Source organism: Staphylococcus sp. HMSC36A10 (assembly GCF_001838845.1).
GTDB classification, from domain to species: domain Bacteria; phylum Bacillota; class Bacilli; order Staphylococcales; family Staphylococcaceae; genus Staphylococcus; species Staphylococcus aureus.
Map to the genome: position 1 here is coordinate 138,871 of NZ_KV839117.1, position 25,313 is coordinate 164,183.

At 31.1% G+C, this 25,313-nt stretch carries 26 protein-coding genes, 2 tRNA genes and 1 riboswitch; of the genes, 8 read left to right on the plus strand and 20 right to left on the minus strand.

Features of this window, described 5'->3' with window-relative positions; all coding sequences use genetic code 11:
• Nucleotides 1-171: 171 nt before the first annotated feature.
• A complete protein-coding gene (locus HMPREF3247_RS08390; RefSeq protein WP_000766009.1) occupies nt 172-528 on the plus strand; it encodes a DoxX family protein in 357 nt (118 codons plus the stop codon).
• Nucleotides 529-616: 88 nt separating this feature from the next.
• On the opposite strand, the gene HMPREF3247_RS15090 is transcribed toward HMPREF3247_RS08390, so the two are convergent.
• The gene (locus tag HMPREF3247_RS15090; protein ID WP_001792054.1) at nt 617-754 is read right to left on the minus strand and encodes a poly(glycerol-phosphate) alpha-glucosyltransferase; all 138 of its coding nucleotides are present in this window, start codon (nt 752-754) and stop codon (nt 617-619) included.
• Nucleotides 755-894: 140 nt separating this feature from the next.
• On the opposite strand from HMPREF3247_RS15090, the gene HMPREF3247_RS14430 reads away from it, so the two are divergent.
• Nucleotides 895-1,185, plus strand: coding sequence for a hypothetical protein (locus tag HMPREF3247_RS14430; RefSeq protein WP_001795266.1), 291 nt, complete (start codon nt 895-897; stop codon nt 1,183-1,185).
• Between the two features lie 87 nt (nt 1,186-1,272).
• Here HMPREF3247_RS14430 and HMPREF3247_RS08400 read toward each other — a convergent pair whose 3' ends face one another.
• The 8 genes from HMPREF3247_RS08400 to HMPREF3247_RS08430 all read right to left on the minus strand — a co-directional run bounded on the left by HMPREF3247_RS08400 (nt 1,273) and on the right by HMPREF3247_RS08430 (nt 6,337).
• Complete coding sequence (locus tag HMPREF3247_RS08400) at nt 1,273-1,914, minus strand: ABC transporter ATP-binding protein (RefSeq protein ID WP_000571174.1); 642 nt, start codon at nt 1,912-1,914, stop codon at nt 1,273-1,275.
• The gene (locus HMPREF3247_RS08405; protein ID WP_000668628.1) at nt 1,911-2,231 is read right to left on the minus strand and encodes a YxeA family protein; all 321 of its coding nucleotides are present in this window, start codon (nt 2,229-2,231) and stop codon (nt 1,911-1,913) included. The genes HMPREF3247_RS08400 and HMPREF3247_RS08405 overlap by 4 nt, the downstream gene beginning before the upstream one ends.
• A 2-nt stretch (nt 2,232-2,233) precedes the next feature.
• Nucleotides 2,234-4,198: a bacteriocin-associated integral membrane family protein gene (locus tag HMPREF3247_RS08410; RefSeq protein WP_000870808.1), complete on the minus strand. Its 1,965-nt coding sequence runs from the start codon at nt 4,196-4,198 to the stop codon at nt 2,234-2,236.
• A 43-nt stretch (nt 4,199-4,241) separates the two neighbouring features.
• A complete protein-coding gene (locus tag HMPREF3247_RS14435; RefSeq protein WP_072470685.1) occupies nt 4,242-4,514 on the minus strand; it encodes a lactococcin 972 family bacteriocin in 273 nt (90 codons plus the stop codon).
• Nucleotides 4,515-4,523: 9 nt separating this feature from the next.
• Complete coding sequence (locus HMPREF3247_RS08415) at nt 4,524-4,625, minus strand: hypothetical protein (RefSeq protein WP_001790623.1); 102 nt, start codon at nt 4,623-4,625, stop codon at nt 4,524-4,526.
• Nucleotides 4,626-5,163: 538 nt separating this feature from the next.
• On the minus strand, nt 5,164-5,241 hold the full coding sequence (locus HMPREF3247_RS15145) for a putative holin-like toxin (RefSeq protein ID WP_099112139.1): 78 nt from the start codon (nt 5,239-5,241) through the stop codon (nt 5,164-5,166).
• Between the two features lie 302 nt (nt 5,242-5,543).
• Entirely contained in the window at nt 5,544-6,146 is a 603-nt protein-coding gene (locus tag HMPREF3247_RS08425; protein WP_001033867.1) for a CPBP family glutamic-type intramembrane protease, read from the minus strand.
• A gap of 14 nt (nt 6,147-6,160) precedes the next feature.
• Nucleotides 6,161-6,337, minus strand: a complete 177-nt coding sequence (locus tag HMPREF3247_RS08430; protein ID WP_000214898.1) for a YkvS family protein — start codon at nt 6,335-6,337, stop codon at nt 6,161-6,163.
• A 198-nt stretch (nt 6,338-6,535) separates the two neighbouring features.
• Here HMPREF3247_RS08430 and HMPREF3247_RS08435 point away from each other — a divergent pair, with 198 nt between their 5' ends.
• Nucleotides 6,536-7,522, plus strand: a complete 987-nt coding sequence (locus tag HMPREF3247_RS08435) for a lipoate--protein ligase (protein WP_000668815.1) — start codon at nt 6,536-6,538, stop codon at nt 7,520-7,522.
• Between the two features lie 80 nt (nt 7,523-7,602).
• Here the strand turns inward: HMPREF3247_RS08435 and HMPREF3247_RS08440 are convergent, their stop codons facing one another.
• Nucleotides 7,603-7,821, minus strand: a complete 219-nt coding sequence (locus HMPREF3247_RS08440) for an IDEAL domain-containing protein (protein WP_000876826.1) — start codon at nt 7,819-7,821, stop codon at nt 7,603-7,605.
• Between the two features lie 209 nt (nt 7,822-8,030).
• Between HMPREF3247_RS08440 and HMPREF3247_RS08445 the strand changes: the two genes are divergently transcribed.
• The 3 genes from HMPREF3247_RS08445 to HMPREF3247_RS08455 all read left to right on the plus strand — a co-directional run bounded on the left by HMPREF3247_RS08445 (nt 8,031) and on the right by HMPREF3247_RS08455 (nt 8,907).
• On the plus strand, nt 8,031-8,600 hold the full coding sequence (locus HMPREF3247_RS08445; protein ID WP_064130007.1) for a competence protein ComK: 570 nt from the start codon (nt 8,031-8,033) through the stop codon (nt 8,598-8,600).
• A 141-nt stretch (nt 8,601-8,741) separates the two neighbouring features.
• Nucleotides 8,742-8,816: transfer RNA gene (locus HMPREF3247_RS08450), tRNA-Asn, on the plus strand.
• Between the two features lie 2 nt (nt 8,817-8,818).
• Nucleotides 8,819-8,907, plus strand: a tRNA-Ser gene (locus HMPREF3247_RS08455).
• A 179-nt stretch (nt 8,908-9,086) separates the two neighbouring features.
• Here the strand turns inward: HMPREF3247_RS08455 and HMPREF3247_RS08460 are convergent.
• The 7 genes from HMPREF3247_RS08460 to HMPREF3247_RS08490 form a co-directional block, all read right to left on the minus strand.
• Nucleotides 9,087-10,598, minus strand: a complete 1,512-nt coding sequence (locus tag HMPREF3247_RS08460; protein ID WP_031866180.1) for a bifunctional metallophosphatase/5'-nucleotidase — start codon at nt 10,596-10,598, stop codon at nt 9,087-9,089.
• Nucleotides 10,599-10,736: 138 nt separating this feature from the next.
• On the minus strand, nt 10,737-12,095 hold the full coding sequence (locus HMPREF3247_RS08465) for a TrkH family potassium uptake protein (protein WP_000021865.1): 1,359 nt from the start codon (nt 12,093-12,095) through the stop codon (nt 10,737-10,739).
• Between the two features lie 16 nt (nt 12,096-12,111).
• Nucleotides 12,112-14,436: a S1C family serine protease gene (locus HMPREF3247_RS08470; protein WP_072467399.1), complete on the minus strand. Its 2,325-nt coding sequence runs from the start codon at nt 14,434-14,436 to the stop codon at nt 12,112-12,114.
• 218 nt (nt 14,437-14,654) lie between these two features.
• Complete coding sequence (locus HMPREF3247_RS08475; RefSeq protein WP_000928413.1) at nt 14,655-15,458, minus strand: TerC family protein; 804 nt, start codon at nt 15,456-15,458, stop codon at nt 14,655-14,657.
• A 75-nt stretch (nt 15,459-15,533) separates the two neighbouring features.
• Nucleotides 15,534-15,640: riboswitch (yybP-ykoY riboswitch) on the minus strand.
• 119 nt (nt 15,641-15,759) lie between these two features.
• On the minus strand, nt 15,760-17,322 hold the full coding sequence (locus HMPREF3247_RS08480; protein WP_001049951.1) for a peptide chain release factor 3: 1,563 nt from the start codon (nt 17,320-17,322) through the stop codon (nt 15,760-15,762).
• Nucleotides 17,322-17,573, minus strand: coding sequence for a YueH family protein (locus HMPREF3247_RS08485; protein ID WP_000608862.1), 252 nt, complete (start codon nt 17,571-17,573; stop codon nt 17,322-17,324). Before HMPREF3247_RS08485 ends, HMPREF3247_RS08480 begins: the two co-directional genes overlap by 1 nt.
• The gene (locus tag HMPREF3247_RS08490) at nt 17,563-19,047 is read right to left on the minus strand and encodes a UDP-N-acetylmuramoyl-L-alanyl-D-glutamate--L-lysine ligase (RefSeq protein ID WP_000340119.1); all 1,485 of its coding nucleotides are present in this window, start codon (nt 19,045-19,047) and stop codon (nt 17,563-17,565) included. The genes HMPREF3247_RS08485 and HMPREF3247_RS08490 overlap by 11 nt, the downstream gene beginning before the upstream one ends.
• A gap of 432 nt (nt 19,048-19,479) precedes the next feature.
• On the opposite strand from HMPREF3247_RS08490, the gene HMPREF3247_RS08495 reads away from it, so the two are divergent.
• Complete coding sequence (locus HMPREF3247_RS08495) at nt 19,480-20,655, plus strand: diglucosyl diacylglycerol synthase (protein ID WP_000258645.1); 1,176 nt, start codon at nt 19,480-19,482, stop codon at nt 20,653-20,655.
• Nucleotides 20,633-21,823 carry a lipoteichoic acid biosynthesis MFS flippase LtaA gene (gene ltaA, locus HMPREF3247_RS08500; protein ID WP_001154225.1) on the plus strand — a complete coding sequence of 397 codons (1,191 nt, stop codon included), beginning with the start codon at nt 20,633-20,635 and terminating at the stop codon, nt 21,821-21,823. Before HMPREF3247_RS08495 ends, ltaA begins: the two co-directional genes overlap by 23 nt.
• A 112-nt stretch (nt 21,824-21,935) precedes the next feature.
• On the opposite strand, the gene HMPREF3247_RS08505 is transcribed toward ltaA, so the two are convergent.
• The 3 genes from HMPREF3247_RS08505 to HMPREF3247_RS08515 form a co-directional block, all read right to left on the minus strand.
• Nucleotides 21,936-22,445: a YjcG family protein gene (locus tag HMPREF3247_RS08505; RefSeq protein ID WP_000600392.1), complete on the minus strand. Its 510-nt coding sequence runs from the start codon at nt 22,443-22,445 to the stop codon at nt 21,936-21,938.
• Between the two features lie 193 nt (nt 22,446-22,638).
• Complete coding sequence (locus HMPREF3247_RS08510; protein WP_001288681.1) at nt 22,639-23,397, minus strand: esterase family protein; 759 nt, start codon at nt 23,395-23,397, stop codon at nt 22,639-22,641.
• A 142-nt stretch (nt 23,398-23,539) separates the two neighbouring features.
• Nucleotides 23,540-25,108 carry an alanine/glycine:cation symporter family protein gene (locus HMPREF3247_RS08515; protein WP_000570689.1) on the minus strand — a complete coding sequence of 523 codons (1,569 nt, stop codon included), beginning with the start codon at nt 25,106-25,108 and terminating at the stop codon, nt 23,540-23,542.
• Between the last annotated feature and the right edge of the window lie 205 nt (nt 25,109-25,313).

The following is a 25,313-nucleotide window of genomic DNA, read 5'->3' on the forward strand; positions in this document are numbered from 1 at the left end:
AAATACAAAAAGTAACTGATGACTTAAACATCTTTCTACAACAATTGTTCAATACAATAGAATATTTAATAAATATTTAATAATTAATCTTATAAAAAATCTTTACTTTCCACATGTTTACAAATATAATTTGGACTATGTTTTAAAAATATGAATGTTGGAGGTGACATGATGAAATTAGGTATGCTTTTAATTAGATGGATGTTAGCAACATCATTCTTAGTGCATGGTACTTTGAAATTTGTTGATTTAGATGGAACAATTCACTTCTTAGGCTCTTTAGGTTTACCACCTACCATCGCAGTATTGATGTCAATTGGTGAAGTTGTTGGAGGTTTAGCACTTATTATCGGCTTTTTAACGCCTTATGTTAATGTTTTTTATATTTGTGTTATGTTAGGCTCAATCTTCACACTTAAACTTACAAGAGGATATGTAAGTGGTTATGAATTTGAAATCATACATATCGTAATGAACTTAGCTTGTATTAGTAGTTACAGCTGGAAGAAATGGCTACAATTTTATTAACTATTATTTGAGAGGACTATCCTCTCTTTTTTTGTATATATCATGCGTAAAAATCCTAGGTACTCATGAATACCTAGGATTTTTTCATTTAGCTATTGAAAAGATTTAACCATTTTTCTAATATTGATTCCGTTGAATATTTTTCTATAATGTTTTCTCTCGCTTTCGAACCAAACTCCTCTGCTAAAACATCATTATTAACAAGCTTTAGTATTTTATCAGCCATGTCTTTAATATTATGTTTTTCTATTAAATAACCATTTTTATTAACTTCTATAAAATCACCTTTTAATCAAGCCAATTCAATTTAATTTCAAATTCTTCTAGCGCACAATTTAATTTTATTGTATGATGTATTTAAAATGATTGTTTTACGCATGTCATTTTAAAATGAAAATTGGAGGTGTAATTTTGACTAGAACTTATAATATTATTGGTATCCTTTCTTGTCTTATATCTTTTATTATTATGGCGTTACCAATGATTTGGTACACAGCTTCAGCATTATGGTTCTTCCCAGGTGCAATCATGATATTGTTGTTATCTTTAGTCATTGTTTTTTGCTATATTAAAACGAAAAATCAATTACATTTATTACTAATCGTATTAAATATTATTATATTGCTTTTTTTCAGTTTACCGTTGTTACTTTCATAACTTAGTAACACATTATAAAAGCCAATCAAACGGAGTGTTGAAGTCAACATTTCCCATTGATTGGCTTTTAATTTTATCTTTTGGATATCACATAGATGCTACTTTACTATACTGTTCTAAATCTATTATTTCGTCACATTGATTTGCAATAGCCATATCATGTGTTGCTAAAATCAGCACTTTATTTTCATCGACCAAATCAAATAATGATTGAATAATCATCTGTCCTGTTTTAGGATCTAACGCACCCGTTGGTTCATCAGCTAACATAACAATCGGATCTTTTAACATCATTCTAATTAAAGCGACACGTTGTTGTTCACCTCCACTTAGCGTATGAACTTTTCTTTTTAAACTGTTTGACAGACCAAACTGTTCTATATAACGTATCTTTAATTGTTCTTTTTCTTTCTTACTTATTTTTTTATATGCTAATCCAATATCTAAATTTTCATTTACTGTCAAATTATCGATTAATCCATAATTTTGAAATAAATATCCTAATTTATCTCTGTAAAAATTAGATTTAAATTGTTCTAATTGACCATTACAATAGACATATTGTTTCCCCGTTTTTTCAAGTCCAGCAATAGTATTTAATAATGTAGATTTACCGCATCCACTTTTACCAATAAGTGCATATGATTTTCCACATTGAAATTTCAAATTAAGTTTCTTCAAAATATGTGTATTACCTTTTTGTATGGTTAAATCTTTTAATTCTATCATTCTTGTCTTACCTCTTTTGGTGTATCCTCTTTTTCAACATATGTGATCGATATGACATATTGCCCTTTATGCTTTATTTCGACATACGTTCTACTAGGAGAAAATCCATTAAATGTTAATTTATAATCAAGCTTTTCCCCTCTTTCACTATAAGCCGTAATATTAACATATTGTTGCGTACCTTTTGGCACTTTGGCATAACTATACTCCGTTTTTAAGAAAGGATTAAAACGATCAAGTATAGGATGATGTATGATTGTAAAAGCAATAGTAATGGATACGATTAATCCTAATAATATTGCAATGATAAATTTCATAGTTAAAACTCCTTGATAACTTCATTAAAACGTCGGCCATGATAGTATAGGCTGCAAATCTGCAATAATATTTGAACGACAATAATCGTTGCAAATATCATCATTATATACTGAGAATGTAAAATTACATTCGTCAATATTCCAATAAAAACAACTACTATATTATTTATTAATAAGTATTGGTAATTAGCTCTTAATGTTGAATAACCATATAGCTTTTTGATTACGAGTAATTTTCGATGTTGTTCAAAATAATATTTCACATCAAATAAAATAATAATTATTAAAATGATTGCGATAATGATTTGTGAAAAGTTGAGTACTGTTAATTTCAAATTGTTTTCATGATACATTTCCATCACGCTATCTTTATAATTGGTTATTCCACTGATTTCCCCATCAAGATGATACTTTTCAATATTTTTTACTAGCGCGTCATAATTTTTGAATAAATACCCGCCTTGACTGATCATGGCATAATAAAAATCATTCGATAAATCTGATGCCTGAACATTCACAATGATTGGCGCCTCTATAAATGACAAATGGCGACTATCTCGTGCATCAAATGTAAAAATTCGATAATCATTTTTGTTGATAAACTGTATAGATAACTTATTCTCTTTATTATTTTTATTTTGTACAAATTCAAACCATGAATGATATGCTTGATTGATTTCATTACGCATTGCATGAAACTTTTGTGGAATAATTACTTCGACATTATTTTTTTGATTTTTTATCGGAATATCAGGTTGAAACTGCTTGTAATAAATCGACCAGAACTGATTATTTACTAATATTACATTCCCCTCATCAGGCGAAAAGTTGTCATTGTCTACGGAGTCACCCTTTGGTTTGAATAAAATCGCATTATTTTCTGCTTCACTAGCCTTTACTAATTGTTCTGATCGCAGCATATTATCAATCAAACTTTGTTTCGTTTCGTGATAAGGTGCAAATTCAATCGTGTAATAATCATCTAATACATTCCAATATTTCTCAGTTTCCTTTATTTTATTCAAATCTTTAATAACACTAGTATTTTCTATCATTACACTAGCTATTAGTACTAAGAGAATACTTTTACAAACTGTATTAATAAAACGAATTGTTTTAAAGTGCTGCTTACCTTTAATCATATTGGCAATATTTAAATTTAGTAACATTAAGAAAGTCCATAAATTAATAACACTAATCGTTAAAATGAAAAGACATGAAAGCAGAACTAATCTTAATATGAATAAATCTAAATTACCCGTGTAATTTAATATCCAAAGTACACTTGTAGTTAAAAGAATTTGACTTATGATTAACGTTACCCAATACGTGCATTTTTTTGAAAAATTTTCAAAAATTATTTTTCTTAATGTAAAACCATTTAAATACTTAATCGCATACGCTTTGAAATTAATGTTCTTTTCGAAAATATAATAAATAAAATAAACGATTAAAAGTGCGGATAACGGAACTTCTATATTCATTTGTTTAATGACACCAACGGCAATCATCATATGATCTATTTTGTATGATTCAGCAGTAACACCATATTCTTTTAAAAAATTTATGAATTTAGATACGTCAAAATTTTTGTCTTTTACAAAATAACTCCCTTTGATATCTTTTTTTAATAATTCGTCATCACTTAAATAATGAATGTTATATTTAGCATTAAAAGGAGTGATAGTTGTTGCTTTTGATTTATTAAATACATATATATCTTTATCTACGTTTTTGTTTGTATAATTTGAAGTTGATTTATAGATTGCTACGTTCTCATTTTTAGCGAATTGATCTATACGTTTATAAATCTCATTTTTACTATATTTTTTATTCCAGTCAGTTACCGCTATAGGGTATTTAGTATCAGGCAATATTTCTTCGTTTTCTTTATATGTATAAACAAATAACAATATAGCAATCAGAATGAAGATTGTAACATCAAGTATTAATTTGAACCATTTCATGTTGTACCTCTTGCGTTGTTTATTTTCTATGATTTTTTAGTATTTAATAAATGTTATAATACGCTCTATTGACCCAGCAATTATGTTTAGTAGCTGATGCTTTTGCTTTTACACCAGCTCTTGTATAACCACTAAATGATCTATATTTTCCAATAGCTGTTGCACCATGACCTTTATGACCATGATAATAATATGACCAAACATACTTACTGCCGACACCGTGACTCCAAGTGCCTCCTTCTGCGTATTCTGTAGATGCATAAGTTGCTGTTGATAATCCAAGTGCTAAAGATAAATATAATATAGCGCCAAAAATTTTGTTCTTCTATAAAAACACCTCTTCATATTTAATCCATATCTCTTTTTCGTTATTTATACAGAATTTTCTGAAAATAGTCAAGGTTAATTTATTCGCTGCAAATTTCAACTACTTCATGTTAAATGGACATCAAAGTATAATTGTATTATTATTAAATTGCGCAGTGCATAAATAGACGATATGCAGGAACATGTCGCCTATTGAACCCGTTAAATAGACGGTGACTAAATGAGATTTGCTTTAACCATTATTCTTTGTCAAAGTTTGGAAATGATGGTTGTTTTATATTGTTTAAATTAATCATTGCGACTTCTATATCAATGAAAGTTATATTAATATATGAACTTCATTACATATTCAATAGAAATCACTTATTTATAAGTACTACCATATAATCATAATTGATTTCTACCACAGTATGATTTTCCTTTCAAATCTGACATGTTTAGCAGGCAATATACGGAAAATACTTCAAAATTTTGTTACACATCTAATAAAAATAGACAATTAAATAAAAGATATGTTACTATAAAAATGTAAAAAGACGACATGCAGGAACATGTCGCCTAATGAGCCCGTTAAAAAGACGGTGACTAAATGAGATTTTCTTTAACCATCATTCTATGTCAAAGTTTTGAAATGATGGTTATTTTTTATTGCTTAAATTTATTATTGCTACTACTATACCAATGAAAGTGACGATAAACATACCGAAACTTAACATTAAATGTAATGCGTTTGCAATAGATATCACAATAGGCTTTTCCTTTCAAAAGTGTTAAGTAATGCCATAGGCACCACCCCCCTTTACTCAGATAGCCACCATCAATTCAACTTGCTCAAAAAAATATTATACCATTTTTATAAAATATTTAGTAATAAAAACTGACTAAAACCTAATCTCAATAATAACCGCTTGCTGTTAAAAAATATTACCACTATAATGAAGCATGCCTCGAATCTTCGTATTGCTATTCTTAAGCAAAAAAGCTTTTCTTAGAACACATACGTCTAAGAAAAGCTTATTTAAGCATTAAAAATTAATAACAATATAATAGCTACAATTTGTGCAACGGATGTTGTTGCTATACGTCGAGTATACTCATAACTTAATGATAATATCACTTGTGCAACAAATATAAATGTTACTATCCACCAATTATCTAAATAAATAAATAATGAACTAGAACAAATTGCAGTTATTAATATAGCTACCCATTTCGGTATTGAAAAATGTGTTAATTCTTTTTGTAAAACAGTTCTCATATATAACTCGTGACATGGAATGACAAAAAGTAAAGTTACTAACATTTGCCACTTCCAATTGACACCTGTTCTTGCTAATTCTTTAATTAATGAACTATAACTTAAATTAGAAGTTATAAGTGAGAATAAAAGTTGAAGCATAATTAAAATAATTGCCGTAATAATACCAACACCAATTGATGTAAGCAACCGCTTAGATTCAATATCTCTTTGATAAAATACATAACTGATACCAGCAATTAGCATTATACCTGTATATAAATACCAGTATTCTTGGTGTTCGCCCCACATAATAAATAATATGAGATGAAATATAATGAAACTTATAATAAACCAAGTTAAAGCCTTCGAGATTTTATTCATTATAACTTACCTTCTTATTCAACAATCTTATATCGTTTATGATTGATAACAGTTTTTTCCGGTAAATCAAGGTCATTAAAATTTTCCATAATTGTTAAGTCAACAATAACAGAGTTATCGTTGATTTTTTCAACACGACCTCTTAATCCATCCATAAACTCAACAATGTTACCCACTTCTGCAACAGTCATTTTAAGTCCTCCTTAAATCATAACTAAATTATATTGTACTAAAATTCACTTAACAAATAAACTATTAACAATCAAAAATAATAAAATGTAACTTTAAGCCGATATTTAGAATGATTTGTGAGTATATAATTGGCATTTTGAGCAAAGTTAAGGCATAAATAAGTAGAGAATATATATAGATATAAGGGAGAGATTGTAATGAAATTCATTAGTAATAATAATATTACAGATCCAACTTTAAACTTAGCAATGGAAGAATATGTTTTAAAAAATTTACCAGCAGAAGAAAGTTACTTTTTATTTTACATAAATAGACCATCTATCATTGTTGGAAAGAATCAAAATACGATTGAGGAAGTAAATCAGACATATATCGATGCTCACAACATCGATGTAGTTAGAAGAATTTCTGGTGGTGGCGCTGTTTATCATGATACTGGCAATTTAAACTTTAGTTTTATAACAGATGATGATGGTAACAGTTTCCACAATTTCCAAAAATTCACTGAACCAATTGTTCAAGCATTACAATCTTTAGGCGTAAATGCTGAATTAACTGGTCGTAACGATATTCAAGTTGGACAAGCGAAAATCTCAGGGAATGCCATGGTTAAAGTTAAAAATAGAATGTTTAGTCATGGTACGTTGATGTTAAATAGTGATTTAGACGAAGTTCAGAATGCACTAAAAGTTAATCCAGCTAAGATTAAATCAAAAGGTATTAAATCAGTTCGTAAACGAGTAGCAAACATTCAAGAATTTTTAAATGCCCCTTTAGAAATTGAAGAATTTAAAAAAATCATCTTGAAAACTATCTTTGGAGAAACTGAAGTAGAAGAATATAAATTAACGGATGAAGATTGGAAAAATATTGAAAAGTTAAGTAACGACAAATATAGAACTTGGGAATGGAATTATGGAAGAAACCCTAAATATAACTTTGAACGCGAGGAAAAATTTGAAAAAGGATTTGTACAAATTAAGTTTGATGTTAAACGAGGTAAAATCGAACATGCAAAAATTTTCGGTGATTTCTTTGGTGTCGGAGATGTCACTGATCTTGAAAATGGATTAGTTGGCTGTCTACACGACTTTGAGCACATAGAAGAAGCACTATCAGAATATGATTTATATCATTATTTCGGTGACATAGATAGACATGAATTAATTAGATTAATGTCATAAACGATTAAAGGACTATTCTTACATGTATGAGATGTTAAGAATAGTCCTTTTATGATTGCGTTATGGAATTCGAATCAATGTTATTCACCGAGAAATGCCTCCAAATTTTTGTATTCTGCCGTATATTGATTAAATGCTGCTTCATCTTTATTGACGAGTGCGTCATCTATAAGTTCTATGAGCTGTCGTTTTCTTACCTCTCGAAGTGCTTCATTGATAATTAATTCAATACCCAAATCATTGACGGTTGTGACAAACGCTTCTAAAGTTGTATGTTTGACATTAGTATTGTATTTCATAGAAACCACTACCTTTCTTTAATTTATAATAAGTATACATTTTTCTAATTTTGAAATCAATGAATATTCTGACTATTAGTTAAAAAATATTGTACATTTTCACCAAAATAATAACTTGACAACTCAGAATTTTATTATAAAATATCTCTATATCATTAATTGTATTTTTATATTAATGGTTTAAAACTTAATAAAGCGAGGTTTTGCTTATGTATTCTCAAAATATTTATGTGATACGCAAAGGAGACATGGTTATTCGACCAGCATTTGATGATGACGATCAAAGAAATGGTAGTGAAATAATTCGGTTTGACAAAACGCGTATTCAAAATCCTTTTAAAGTCCAGAAAATCATTGAACGCTCTTGCAAATTTTATGGTAATACTTATCTTGGCAAGAAAGCAGAGACAAACCGCATTACTGGCATTTCTAGTAAACCACCTATTTTACTAACACCATTATTTCCAACTTATTTTTTCCCAACACATTCTGACAGACAAAATGAAAATATTTGGTTAAATATGCATTATATCGAAAGTATTAAAGAATTAAAAAATCGTAAATGTAAAGTGACATTTATTAATAATGAATCAATCATTCTTCATGTTTCATACCACAGTTTATGGCATCAATATAGCAATTCCATTTTTTACTATTACATGGTAGATAAACAATCTCGCATGATATCAAAAAATCCCGACCAACCAATAGATTATAATAAAGCCACATTGAATGTGTTTGAAGCATTGACACGCTATTCTTTATTTGAAGATAAATAAATTGTTTATTTTTAAAATATGCGGAATGTTTTATAAATATAGTGTAAATGTTCTGCATATTTTTTTAAGGTATCTATTGCAAATTAACTTAATCTTGTTATAATAATATTTGTGCTTGATATTCAAACACATACAAATTAATCCACAGTAGCTCAGTGGTAGAGCTATCGGCTGTTAACCGATCGGTCGTAGGTTCGAGTCCTACCTGTGGAGCCATTGGAAACGTACTCAAGTTGGCTGAAGAGGCGCCCCTGCTAAGGGTGTAGGTCGCGAAAGCGGCGCGAGGGTTCGAATCCCTCCGTTTCCGTTACTTGCTTAAATGGTATATACCATTTAAGCTTTTTTGTTTACTTATATATAATGAATGAGTATTTCGCTGTTCTTATATATAAATTTTAAAATTCTAAAAACCTTTCCTAGATAATCTTCTCTAAGAAAGGTTTTTATACTTGTTGAACTTTTAATTAATTTATTACATAGCAATATTTACCTGTTTTTAACTACAAAATTATCCCTACATGAAATACGATAATTCGGATCTCTTAACTTCTCTGCAATTAATGTACTCATTGTTTCATCGTATGATTCATGTATAATAGCATTTTTTAAATAATTCTTGTAGTTACGATAACAATAGTCAGTCATTGTAACTCTATAACTCTTAGTCAAATCAATTTGATCTAACATTACTCGTTGCCCAGGTTCTTGATTCATATCAATCTCATAATTGAATCCTTGCCACATTGTACATAACGTTTCATCAATAATTGTTAAGCTTAATTGCTCGTTAACAAAATCTAAATGTGAATAACTATACTCCAATATATCTTTGATATTTTGACCACTAATTGTCATATCCATTGGCTTATCTGGATATGGGTATGCATGATACAAATCTTCATTTCGAATCTGTCCACTCAACCCCTTCTCTCCGTTCATAGGCACGTGGACACATGTTATATCATTATCAAATGCAAGGTGAATTGCATCATGTAATAATTGCGAAAATGGATGTGTTTGACAGACTAAATCTTGTAACCCATTTACTGATAACATCAAACCTTTATCACTTATGATTTCCTGTGACCAATAAGCTACTGCTTTTCTATCATAGAATGTTAAATCTAATAATTCTTGATCCTCTTCATACTCATTTAAGTCAATCACTTTAGAATCAATGCTTTCAACATCATAAGTTGTTGTTCTCTTTTTAAAATTAATCGAAAGATGTACAAGCTCTTTTGCATCTTGACCAGCCTGAACATAATACGTTTCATGATCTTGACCTACTATTGTTTGATGCTGATGAGCTGTAATCATTAAATCTATAACACCGAGTTCTTCCATTAATTTTTCAGCTTCATTCGAACTTGCCTTTTTATTTTTCGTACTATTACTAATTTTATTCAATCCACCATGATAAATTACAATCAAAAAATCTGGCTCTTCAACTTCATGGATATATCTAATCCAACGTTTTGATGCCACTAATGTCTTTTCAATAGATACATCTTGCTCCATTTCAGAATACTCATTTTCCATTAAACCATCTGCTGTGACGCCTACGATAGCAATTTTTAAGTCACCAAAATGTTTAATACAATATGGAGTTGAAAAATAAGGCTCCTTAGTAACATTGTATTCAATATTTGCTGATAACCATGGAAAACGTGCCAAAGCAATTGAACGAGTTAAAAATGATAAACCAAACTTGAATTCACTTGGACTCACACCGCTAGCATCATAATGCATTCTGTTCATTAACTTTATCATTGGATGTCGTTTATAAGGTGCAACAATAGCATAATAATAGGCCGCTAACGAGCCAGCTAAACTTCCGCCACTATCTAATAAAATGACGCGATGATTTTGTGCTCTTACTTGGTTAACATAAGTACCAGCTCTATAAATATTTGAACCATAATCACCATTTAAGAAATGACTATGCATATCTGACGTAGTTAAAATCTCTACATTAATGTTTTCATTTTTTTCCATCATGTTACACCTCTCATTGTTACTAGTTTACCATTTTCAAAACCAATCGTCTTATAAAATAAGTTAAAAATACAAACTAAAAAAGCAATCTAAGTTCCAGTTAAAATCTACATTAACTAAACTTAGATTGCTATTATATTATCCTATTTGAATACGTTCTTTTGGATAATGGAATTTATCTGGTTCTCGACGTCCTGCTATCATAATGATAAATGATATTAAGCCAACACGTCCTATAAACATGAGTACCATTAGTACGACCTTAGAAATATCACTAATATCACTTGTGACACCAAGCGATAGTCCACAAGTTCCAAATGCAGACATGACTTCAAAAAATACTTGTAAAAATGTAAGCTTACCATTTTCAGTAGCTGATATAATTAGCATTCCTAAAAATGTTAAAATTGTCGCCATTGTAAATACTGCAAATGAACGTTGAATATCCATAATGTGTACTTCTCTATTGTAAACTTTAATGGATGTTTTATCGGCATTATTACTAAAGTTAATTAAAAACAAAATTAAAATAGCGAAAGTTGTTGTACGAATACCGCCACCAACCGAACTTGGCGAAGATCCTATAAACATTAAAATACCCATGATAATATTAGTGGGGTCACTTAGTGTTGTCACATCAATTGTTTGAAGACCCGCACTTCTTGTAGTCGCTGATTGAAACAGCGAATAGAATAACGATTGATGCCAACTTAATCCTTTGAACGCATGGTTATGTTCAAATAATAGAATGGCTAATACCCCAACAATAAATAGGAATAAATATGTTGATGTCGTAATTTTAGTAAATAATGAAAATCTAAAATTAGTAACCCTATTTTGAATATAAGCTTTAACTTCTAATAATACTGGGAAGCCGATTGATCCTAAAATTATTAAAAATATAACTATCGCTTGTACAAAATAATCATGTGCATAAGGAATTAATGACTTACCTGTAATATCTAATCCACCATTGGTAGTGGCAGAAATAGAAACAAAAACACCTTGCATGATTGCATATTTTAAATCTGGATTATCTCGATAAAAGTAAAATGCTAATAACATGGCTCCTACGAGTTCGATTACAAATATTGATTTTACAATATCAATAATCAATTTGACGGTACCACTCATTGTGTTTTTGTTATTATCTAACATAATTAACTGACGTTCTCTAATTCCAATATGTTTACCTAGTACCACCCATAACATCGTACCAATTGCCATGACGCCAATTCCACCAATATTTAATATCACGAGGATAATTAATTGTCCAAATGTAGAATAGGTATCGACAATACTTATCGGAGACAATCCAGTAACACTAATTCCGGATACGGCAACAAATAATGTGTCAATTGGATTTACTTCTACACCTGGTTTATGAACATACGGTAAGTTTAATAATAAAAATGCAATGACAATTGCGACGATATAGTACAATACAATACCTTGTTGAGGGCTTGATCTTTTTAAAAACTGGCTAAAAATTGACACGTTGTTCACCTCAACATTATTTTAGTTTAATATTAATTTCTTTCTCTTTACCATCTCTATAAATCTTCGCTGTAATTGATTTCAAGTCATCTTTATGACTAAATATAATCTGTCTAAAGCGTAAATCATCTTCTAAAAGTTTGCCATCTAATTCAGTAATTACATCACCTTTTTTCAGACCAGATTGATCTGCTAAACCATTGTTGTCAACTTGATCTACAACAACACCATTCTTAACTTTTCCTGGCAATTTAACTGCTTGTCTTTCAAAACTATTTAGACTGGCAATATTCTTCATTTTAACACCTACATCGGGATAGTCAATTTTACCTTTTGTTTCTAAATCTTTTACAATCTTTTGTACTTCATTAACAGGTATTGCAAATGACATATTTTCAACGTTTGGCATACTAATTTTAGCTGCAACTACACCTATTAATTTTCCTTCTCTATTGACGACAGCACCACCCGAGTTACCTGGATTTACTGATGCATCAATTTGGAAAGCTTTCATCAACATATCATATTTATTATCTTTATCGAAATCAATAGGAACATTTCTGTTCAGACCTGAAATAATACCTTCTGTTACAGTGCCTTTAAAGTCTACACCAAGTGGATTACCTACGACTAATATTGGCTCTCCTAACACTAAATTATTTGAATCTCCAATAGCTATCTCTTTCACTGAACTGTCTGAAGAAGTTGCTTTAACAACAGCTAAATCTGACCATTTATCTTTACCAAGCACTTTCCCAACAACACTTTTATTATTCGAGAAAGTTATTTTTTGATTTTCTTTATCACCGACAACGTGTGCATTCGTAACAATATATAACGTATCTCCAGATTTTTTATATACAACACCTGATCCTACTTCGTCTTGAGATGCTTTATCTTTAGGTAATGATGAATCTTTTGATGTTTCATTTTCAACTGTAACGACCGATTTAACTGTGTTATTGGCATTTTTCATCGTTGTCGTATATTTTTGAGCATTTGCATCATTATTATCATTCATGCGATCATTTTTGTTCACATTATTAAAAATGGCATTCAAAATAACAATTAGAATAATAATACCCATTAGAATAACTAATTTAGGCCAATACATCATCCAAAACTTTTTCAAAATGTCACTATAATTATTATTCGTAGCGCGCCCTTTGTTCAATTTTGATGTAGCCTTTTTTTGATTATTATTTGCCGATGTCTTTGTATTTGTTTTTTGACCGTTTAATTTATCATGGTCATTAATAGAAATATTTCTTTTTTCAGTGCTACGATGAGATGCAGTTGACTGACTTTGATATCCCACCGTTTCAGACGAGTCTGCATTTTGTTTATGTTTATCTTCAACATGAATTTTTTCATCAAGTTTTCGATCGTCATCTGTTTTTGATAATGATGGTGCATTGATATCATTATCAGGATTATCGTCAACAATATGATTTTCTCTCATAACGTTATCTTTATCATCACTTATCGATGGTGTATGATGACTTAAATCATTTTCATGATTAGACTTGTCATTTTGTTCGCTATCACCATATGTATAGGTTTTTGTTTGCTCATTTTGACTTTGCTGTCTTTTCAATTTCTGTTCTTCCGGTAAAGTTAATGGCTTCTGATTATTTACTTCATCATCAGATTCCGACAATTTTGGTACTGTATTTGATTTGTCTGATATTACTTCAGATTTCAGATTACTACTTTTATTTCCATCTGAACTGTCTTTTTTTATTTTCTCTGTCTGCATCGAGCTGTCTGAATCAGTTCTTGAAGACTCAGAATCAATTCTAGTCTCTTTATCATGTTCTGAAGGTTTAGAAAGTACATGTTGCTCTTCATGACCAACTTTGTTTTTATCTGAACTTAGCTTTCTCATTTCAGTTGATTCTACTTTATCGGTTGATTTAGTTGATAAAGTCGCTTCAGAATTTTGCTCATAATATTTTGATTTCTCTGTATCTTGGTCCACTGAATCTAATGAATTTTGTTTTTTAGATACATCGTCTGTTAAATAATGATCTCTGTTATATGCTGACTTACTATCCTGTTTACTTTTACTTTCTTCAGCTTTATTCTCATTAACATCACGGTTTCTCTGTTCTAAATGCGATGATAAACTATTTTTAAAACGTTCGTGCTTATCAATTGAATCTTTATGTATTTGCTTATCTGCTTTTTTTGATGTTGTATTATCTATATTTTGTTTATCTTGATGTTGATTTAAATTTTCTTCTCTGTCTTCGTTGTGGAAGAATTCACGACGCTTACGTCGGTACTGACTTTTAGGAATTACATGTTTTTTACCAATATCCACTAATGTCCACTCCATTCAATAAAATCACTTATCATTATGACACATTAACACTTAATTTGCTTTAAAATCTATATAATTTCTATTGAAAAAATGCTAAATATAAAAGGCACATATTCTTAATACTATATCGCATCTTTTGATTCACATTCTTCAAAATCCATTTTTCATAAATCACTCAATTAAATGAAAAAGGACAACCTTAAACTAAATTAAGATTGTCCGCTTCACATCAATTATTTATGCGATTTTTTATTTTTAACAACTGAACCTAACCAACCGATAATTACTAATCCAATTAGTACTGTCCAGAAAATAGATTGCCATAATACGCCATGTGGGAAGTGCTCAGGCAATACAGCGATGTCTGGGTGCGCTAATACCATGACAACTAATTTAACACCTACCCAACCAACGATTGCGAAGGCTGCACCTTCAAGTCCTGGATATTTGTTTAATAGCTCTACAAACCATGTTGCTGCATAACGCATTAGAATAACACCAATCATTCCACCTAGGAACATGACTACGAACTGACCTAAGTCCATACCACCAAAGTGAATACCAACTTTAGGAAGTGTTACAGCAATAGCTAAAGCAGCAAGCATAGAATCAATGGCAAATGCGATATCTGCAAATTCTATTTTCAACACAGTTCCCCAGAATGATTTGTTACTTGCTTTAATCTCTTCACCAGATTCATCATAATGATGATCATCTCCAGCTTCAGGACTTTCAATTTCTGGGTGTTTAAAGAACTGCCACAGATTTTTGATTGACATATAAATTAAGTAAACCGCTCCTGCAGCTTGAATAAACCAAAAGTTCGCGATAATACTAATTAAGAATAATGCTAAAAATCTAAATACAAATGCACCTAACAAACCGTAAAACAAAGCTTTTTTACGCTGTTCGGGTGGTAAGTGCTTAACCATTACAGCCATAACAATCGCGTTATCTGCTGCTAATAAGCCTTCTAAAAATACTAAAACGACAAGTACCCATAAATAAGGTAAGATCAAACTTGGATCCATTAACATGTACAACTCCTTTAAATAAATAAGTTAAGTACAAACAAAAAGACCTATGCTAAATAAATAGCAAAGGTCTCACTAAGCAATTTAAATTGCCCACTTTACCGGAAGATATCTTCGTAATGACGATAAAGTGTCGAATCATTTATACGGTCATGATTCTTAAGTTACTCCCCTCTGACAAAATGCCATAGGTTATTCATTTGATACATCATAGTATACCTTTTTCTTTTAAAATATACAATTTATTTTTCTTCAACGAAACAATTATTTTTAATGTAACAAATTCGATTATACAATTGAGCTGTTAAAGTAAACTATACAATTTAATTTCAGGGAATTTCTCTTCAAACCATCTTGTTGCAAATTCATTTTCAAATAAGAATACTAAATCGTCATATCTATCTTTCACTAAAATCGATCTTGATGTGTTCATCTTATCTGTAATTTGGTCTTCATTTTCAATCCAACGTGCAATTTTACGGCCTACTGGCTCCATAACAACATCAACATTATATTCATTTTTCATTCTATGTTCGAAAACTTCAAATTGTAACTGACCAACAGCACCTAAAATAATTTGGTTTGTGTGTAATGTTTTATAGTATTGAATCGCACCTTCTTGTACTAATTGTTCAATACCTTTATGGAAATGCTTCTGTTTCATGACGTTTTTAGCAGAAACTTTCATAAAAATTTCTGGCGTAAATTGTGGTAAATCTTGGAAACTGTAGGTTTGTTTTCCACCAACTAAAGTATCTCCAATTTGATAATTACCAGTATCATATAGTCCAATGATATCGCCTGCTACAGCATGATTCACAGTTTCTTTATCGTCTGCCATAAATGACGTTGAACGTGTGATCTTTTGCTTTTTATTAGTACGTTGCAAAGTAACATCCATACCACGTTCAAATGCACCACTAACGACACGCATAAAGGCAATTCTATCACGGTGTTTAGGGTCCATGTTGGCTTGAATTTTAAAGATAAATCCTGAAAATGAATCATCAAACGGGCTTACTTCAACGTCTTCTTTTGTTTGTCTCGCATTTGGCATTGGCGCAAAATCAACATATGCATTTAAGAAATTTTGTACACCAAAGTTAGCTAAAGCTGAACCGAAAAATACAGGTGTTAAGTCTCCACTCAACAGCGCGTCATTATCAAAGGCTTCACCCGCTTCTTCAACCAACATTAATTCTTCAATCGCTTGTTCAAAAGCACTATCATTTGTAATTGCATGATCTTCTTCCAACTCAAAATCATCATTCAAATGTAATATATTTTCTTCATCTCTAAATGGTTCAATTGTTTTAGACTTTCTATCAATGATGCCAAAGAAACTTTGTCCCATACCAATTGGCCAATTCATAGGGTATGTTTCAATATTTAATGTCTCTTCGATTTCATCTAATAATTCAAATGGTTCTTTACCTACTCGGTCTAATTTATTAATGAATGTAAAGATTGGAATACCACGCATTTTACAAACTTTAAATAACTTCAATGTTTGTGGTTCAATACCTTTTGCACAGTCTATGACCATGACAGCACTGTCAACTGCCATTAATGTTCTATACGTATCTTCTGAAAAGTCTTCATGTCCTGGTGTATCTAAGATATTGATTTTATAATCATCGTAATCAAATTGCATTACTGAACTAGTTACAGAAATACCACGCTCTTGTTCAACTTTCATCCAGTCACTTGTCGCAAATTTACCAGTCTTCTTCCCTTTAACTGTACCCGCTTCACGAATAGCACCACTGAAGTACAATAGTTTTTCAGTTAACGTTGTTTTCCCTGCATCGGGATGTGAAATAATCGCAAAAGTCTTTCTAGACTCAACTTCTTGCTTTAAGTTCATTAGTCTTTCTCCTTTTTATATGTTTCTATCCAATCTGTTAGTTGTGATGCAATCGATTCTGCCTCTTCCTCTTCTTTAAAAACAAACAATTGCATGAGTATTGCTTCAAAACAAGTTTCTTCATCTAATGTCATTGCCATCTGATATGACCAAAACCAATCTGGTATAGCAATGATTATCTGGTTATTTAATGCTTCGAATAAATAAACATCAATAGTTTTACCTTCATCAATAAATCTTTTATTGATCAACAGGGCCACCACCGAACTTTTTGTAAGCTGCTTCAAGGCCAATTAAATCATCTCGATGTGGCACCTTAATATGCCCTGGCATGATTTGATATGGTTCTCTTCCTTTTGATGCTAAAACGACAGTATCCCCAGGCTCAGCTATGTCAATTGCATGTTTTATCCCTTCTGCACGATCATCAAATTCAATATAGTTTTGATGTGTTGCACCTTTGGCTAATTCTGCCGTTAACATTTTCGGGTCATCATTTGCCGGATTATCCGGTGTGAAAATGACATAATCTGCACGACAGGCAACTCGCCCCATTTCAGGCGTTTTAGTTAAATCACGTTCGCCTGCCATACCAACTAAAAATATCAACTTTTGCTTTACAAAAGGCTGTACTGCATCGATTAATTTGTTCATACCATCAGCTGTATGTGCATAATCGATAATTAAATCAATAGGTAACGAAGGATCTAAAACTTCTAATCGCCCTTCAACAGGTTCTAAATTTTCAACAGCTTTAATAATCGTTTCTAAAGATGTACCTTTACTCCACACCGCAATCATTGCCGCCATAATATTAGAAATATTAAACTTACCAACATAAGGCGACTTTACTGGGTAAGTTCCAAAAGGCGTTACAAAATCAAAGCTGACACCTTGTAAAGATTCTTGAATATTTTTAGCCATAAATTGGGCTTCCTCATCAATTCCATAACTAAATACTTCATAAGGCGTCACTGTTCTTAAATACTCAGAAAATGAATCGTCATTGTTTAACACGACATACTTTTCTTTCGACAAATCTTCACCTAATTGACTAAACAATAAAGACTTCGCGTGTCCGTATGCTTCCATTGTGCCATGAAAATCTAAATGGTCTTGTGTTAAATTTGAAAATATTGCAACGTCAAATTCAACGCCTCGCAGTCGTCCTAATACTAAGCCATGGCTTGATACTTCTAATGTCATAGATTCAGCGCCTGCATCAACTGCTTCTTTAATTTTCTTAGTTAAAGAAACTGTTTCTGGTGTCGTATTTGCACCTTTTGTCTTTGTTTCATTAATTTGGAAACCATTAGTTCCTAAATATGCACTATTTTTTTGTAACTTTCTTTGAATTAAATGAATCATCGTCGCAATAGAAGTTTTACCATTTGTACCCGTTACACCAAATGTCACTAACTGATGACTCGGATAATCATATAATGTGTGTGCTAGAATACTAGCTACTCTTAATGTGTCCGGCACAACCACTTGTGTTACGTTAGCTGGTAATGATTGTTCTTTATTGACCACTACCAACTTACACCCTTGATCAGCTACATTTTGACAGAACTTATGACTGTCTACAGTATATCCAACTGAAGCGACAAAAATGCTACCTTCTCTCGCTGTACGTGAATCAGTAGTGATATCATCTATTTGTTGTTCTAAAGAACCCAATACACGCTTTACTTTTACTTTCTTAAACAACGTACTTGCATCCAAACTGAACCGCTCCTTTTTCTACAATATGTTTATTATACACGTTTTGTTGATGTTAATAAATTTATAATTTCACTGTTATATCCTACTAATCAGCATTTTCTAATTTCTACTATTAAAAATAAAACATACGGTATTATGAATTAGTTTTACAATTATGGCTCATCTTAAATTATTAAAACCATCTTGTAACTTGGTATAATATCATAATTGTTTCCAAAAATATGCTATAATTGTATACTGGATAATTTTAAATATACAAATAAAACATAGAACAATAAATTGCTTTATAAAATAACGTTTTATTTTGTATCAATTCATCTATTGATTAAAATTGCTATAAATGTAACGACTTTGCGTCTTTATTTCTTTTATAATGCCGTAAAATAAGTTACACTTAAATAAAATTTTCAAACTAACGGAGGGTGGCTATTAATGGTTACTCAAAATAAAAAGATATTGATTATTACTGGCTCATTCGGTAACGGTCATATGCAAGTTACACAGAGTATCGTTAATCAACTTAATGATATGAATCTAGACCATTTAAGCGTCATTGAGCACGATTTATTTATGGAAGCTCATCCAATTTTGACTTCTATTTGTAAAAAATGGTATATCAATAGCTTTAAATATTTTAGAAATATGTACAAAGGGTTTTATTACAGCCGCCCAGATAAACTAGACAAATGTTTTTACAAATACTATGGACTTAATAAGTTAATTAATTTATTGATAAAAGAAAAGCCAGATTTAATATTATTAACGTTTCCTACACCAGTTATGTCGGTACTAACTGAGCAATTTAACATTAATATTCCAGTTGCTACAGTGATGACAGACTATCGCTTACATAAAAACTGGATTACGCCGTATTCAACAAGATATTATGTGGCAACAAAAGAAACGAAACAAGACTTCATAGACGTAGGTATTGATCCTTCAACAGTTAAAGTGACAGGTATTCCTATTGATAACAAATTTGAAACGCCTATTAATCAAAAGCAGTGGTTAATAGACAACAACTTAGATCCAGATAAGCAAACTATTTTAATGTCAGCTGGTGCATTTGGTGTATCTAAAGGTTTTGACACGATGATTACTGATATATTAGCGAAAAGTGCAAATGCACAAGTAGTTATGATTTGTGGTAAGAGCAAAGAGCTAAAGCGTTCTTTAATAGCTAAGTTTAAATCTAACGAGAATGTATTGATTCTAGGTTATACCAAACACATGAATGAATGGATGGCATCAAGTCAACTTATGATTACGAAACCTGGTGGTATCACAATAACTGAAGGTTTCGCCCGTTGTATTCCAATGATTTTCCTAAATCCTGCACCTGGTCAAGAGCTTGAAAATGCCCTTTACTTTGAAGAAAAAGGTTTTGGTAAAATCGCTGATACTCCAGAAGAAGCAATAAAAATTGTAGCAAGTTTAACGAACGGTAATGAGCAATTAACTAACATGATTAGTACAATGGAACAAGATAAAATTAAGTATGCTACACAGACAATATGTCGAGACTTACTTGATTTAATCGGTCATTCATCACAACCACAAGAGATTTATGGAAAGGTTCCTTTATATGCAAGATTCTTCGTTAAATAATTACGCTAATCATAAAAATTTCATTTTAATGCTTATTATCTTATTTTTAATGGAATTTGCGAGAGGCATGTATATCCTAAGCTATATTAATTTCTTGCCAACAGTTACATCCATTGCTGTAGCAATAACGTCTCTAGCATTTTCAATACATTTTATTGCTGATGCATCTACAAACTTTGTTATAGGATTTTTACTGAAAAAATTCGGCACAAAAATCGTTTTAACGACTGGATTTATTTTAGCATTTACAAGTTTATTTTTAGTTATTTGGTTTCCAGCATCACCTTTTGTAATCATATTTAGTGCTATGATGCTCGGTATTGCAGTTAGTCCTATTTGGGTCATTATGTTATCCAGTGTTGAAGAAGATAAACGTGGCAAACAAATGGGCTATGTTTATTTTTCATGGTTGTTAGGCCTATTGGTAGGTATGGTTTTTATGAATCTACTTATCAAAGTGCACCCAACACGCTTTGCCTTCATGATGTCTTTAGTCGTTTTAATTGCATGGATATTATATTATTTTGTCGATGTAAAGTTAACAAATTATAATACTCGTCCAGTTAAAGCTCAATTGAGACAAATTGTTGATGTGACAAAGCGCCATTTATTGTTGTTCCCTGGTATTCTTTTACAAGGTGCCGCAATTGCTGCCCTAGTTCCTATATTACCAACATATGCTACTAAGGTTATTAACGTAAGCACAATTGAATATACTGTTGCAATCATTATTGGTGGTATCGGCTGTGCAGTTTCGATGCTATTTTTATCGAAACTAATAGATAACCGCAGCAGAAACTTTATGTATGGTGTTATTCTAAGCGGATTTATTTTATACATGATATTAATTTTTACTCTATCTATGATTGTTAATATTCACATCGTGTGGATTATCGCTTTAGCTATCGGTCTAATGTATGGCATCTTATTACCAGCATGGAATACCTTTATGGCACGATTTATCAAATCAGATGAACAAGAAGAAACTTGGGGTGTTTTTAATAGTATCCAAGGATTCGGCTCAATGATAGGGCCATTATTTGGCGGATTAATTACACAATTTACCAACAATTTAAACAATACATTTTATTTCTCGGCATTAATCTTTTTAGTCTTAGCTGTATTTTATGGAAGCTACTTTATAGTAAATAGAGAAAAAGCTAAGTAAGGTTAAAACGTATTTTAAAATAAAGAAAATGGTCATTTTTATTACATTCAATAAAAATGACCATTTTCTTATTAATTCAAACATACTACGATTAACAATACTATTATGTTACTTAAGCTAATTTAAACGTTTCAATAACTTTCCATTTATCTTCGTCATCGTCAAAACGTAACAAAGTTAATTCATCGATAATTTCTTTATGGTCTACCCCAGCTAATGCTACTTGACCAAAAATATCTTCGAATTCTTGGCTAGATAGTCCTTGTGCTATTGTAAAGTGTGGCACAAAAACATGTTCAGCTTCTCCATAGAAATCTTCTCCATTAAAGCGATTAAACAATTCTTCTAAGTCGTCCGTCTTCGCAACTTTAAAGTAAATCACATTGTTCGTTGGTTTGAAGCTAGAAGCTTTTGTAGCATGAACTTCTACTGCTGGTATACCATTAATACGAGCTCTAACCTGTTCAATGACAGAATCTAAATCACCATCTTTAATTTCAAATGGCGCTTTAATTGTCACATGTGGTTTAATTCGTGAATACTGTTTATCATATCTTTTACGGTAAGAATCCACCGCTTCTTGAAATGACTTTGATGGAATTAATGCTAATCCTAAAATCATCTGAATTCCTCCTTTGTTTAACCTATTGCTATTATATCAAATTTCTTTGAAAACCGTTACATTAAAAATAATTCATTATACATCTTTTGCAATTTCGTCAAATTTAAATTAAATTAAACAGTAAAATCTTTTATAAATTATATTATAGACCAGACTATATGAAGACAATTCATACTAAATCTACTAATGTAAATTATTCATAAAGTTGATCATCTGTGTTTTTACTTAAAAAATACAATAATATATCTGACAGCAATGGTTTCCAATCTTTCCATTGGTGACCACCATCAAATTCATCGTAATAATAAGTTATATTATATTTCTTAATTTGTTCAGCTAATTCTCTATTCGGTGTTAAGAAATCGGCACGCTTACCATTTGTTGGTAAAGTAAAATCTTTTTCATCTAGACCAATGACATGCCAAATTGTCAATTGTTCTTTATTTGCACATTGATTTAGCTTATCTAATACTTTTTCATCTGAATGTGGACTTAACATTGCTACACGACTAAAAATCGTTGGATAGGTCAACGCCGTTAATAAGGCAATACTACCCGCTAAACTATCCCCTACTAATAACCTTGCATTACCTACTTTCAGTGTAGAAAACGTCGAGTCAATAAATGGCAATATTTCTTTACCGACTGATTGAATAGTTAAATGAGAACGACTTCCTTGTGGATGAAATTCCTCTCTACGCTTATCAACGTCTTCATAATGGAATCCAACAATGATCGCATCATCAATACGCGCTTCTTTGATTAACGATTCATATGTACGTTGTATTCTCCCGAAACGTAAAAAATCTAATCCGTCAAAGCAAAGAATGACATTATATTTAACAAGTTGATTATAAGATTCTGGTAAATAAATACTTAACGTGACATCTCTATTTAAAATATTACTATATAAAACATGTTTATTAATCTTACCAGTTTTAAATTCTGACATAAAAAAGTGCCCCCTAGTAGTTGTATTGTTATTGTACCAAGAGACACTATATTTTTAAAATTCAAATTTCTGAGCACCTAAAATTCTCAATACTTTTCTTTTTTATCAAATGATCACTACATATACTATAAACAAAAGTAGATTACTTTTTGGCACGTGCTTGTTTTAAACGTTCTGGATACGTCTTCAACCAAAAGACAGCATTAGGTAATTTATTCGGATCAGGTTGATAAACTGCATTATAACCGTTGCCTAAACGTTTCTTTTGAATTTCATAATCTTTTAAAGCATTTACGGCAGGATTATGTAAAATCCAAATCGCAATGATATTTAACCAAGCCATTAGACCTACACCTAAATCACCGAATGCCCATGCTACATCAGCTGTTTTAACTGCACCGTAAAATGTAGCGAACAAAATAATCACACGAGCAATATTAATAAATATCGATGAAACTTGATTATTTTGATTACGCGTTAAATAAGCAACATTTGTTTCTGTAATGTAGTAGTACGACAAAATTGTAGTAAATGCAAAGAAGAATAAAGCAAATGCAATAAAGTACGAACCTACGCCAGAGAAAGTAGGATCAAATTGATAACCACTGCCATGGAACGCTTTATCAATGCCGGCTTGTGCATACATCGCAGTACCTGAATAATCTTTACCTGTTGCATTTTCAACATAAATACCGCCATCTTTAATTAAATGCGGTGTGCCATTCGCATTAACCGTACCATCAGTCACATTATATGTACCAGAAATAAGTATAATCAGAGCAGTTGCAGTACATACAAATAATGTATCAATATAAACTGAAAATGCTTGTACTAGACCTTGTTTACTTGGATGTGATACTTCTGCTGCCGCTGCTGCGTGTGGACCTGTACCTTGACCAGCCTCATTTGAGTATAATCCACGTTTAACACCAATCTCTATCATTGCGCCAACGATACCACCAAAAGCAGATTGTAATCCAAATGCTGATTTGAAAATTAATGCAAATAACGCTGGCACTTCTTGTATATTGATACAAATGATAATGACAGCCATCAGTATGTAAATAATTGCCATAAATGGTACAACGGCTGTTGCAACATTGGCAATACTACGTACACCACCAAAAATAATTAATCCCAAAATAACTACAACAATAGCACCCATTAACCATTGTGGAACATGAATCGCATTATGCATAGAACTTGCTATAGCGTTAGATTGCACACCAGGAAGCAATAGACCTACTGAGATAATCGTAACAATAGCAAAGATAATTCCGTAAATTTTACCAAATTTACCACCAATACCATATTCAATATAATACGCTGGTCCACCACGGTATTCATTATTTTCAACTCTCTTGAATATTTGACCAAGTGTAGATTCAATAAAAGCACTACTTGCACCTAAAAACGCAGTAATCCACATCCAAAATACTGCACCAGGTCCTCCTATAAATATTGCAGTAGATACACCGACAATATTACCTGTACCAACCCTGCCTGCTAAAGACATGGCTATCGCTTGAAAACTTGAAATACCATTAGGAGACTTCTCTCCTTGAAACATTAATCGAATCATTTCTTTAAAATGTCTAACTTGAAAAAATCGCATACGCAATGTAAATAGCACACCAGTAATTAGCAAACCATAAACTAATGGCTTACTCCAAACAACCTCATTTAAAAAGGTTACTAATTTTTCAATCATAAGATTCCCCCTATTGTTTAAACATAAAAATATTATACGATTAAGCACGAGACACTTCAATATATTTTTCAGAATATTCTTATAAATATTAATATGATCATTTCACTATTTAAACACGTTTAATATTAAAATAAGTTATTCATATAAACTGGTGCTGTTTGATCCAATTGCAGACTTACGAGTCATTGAAAAGTCTCACAAACTA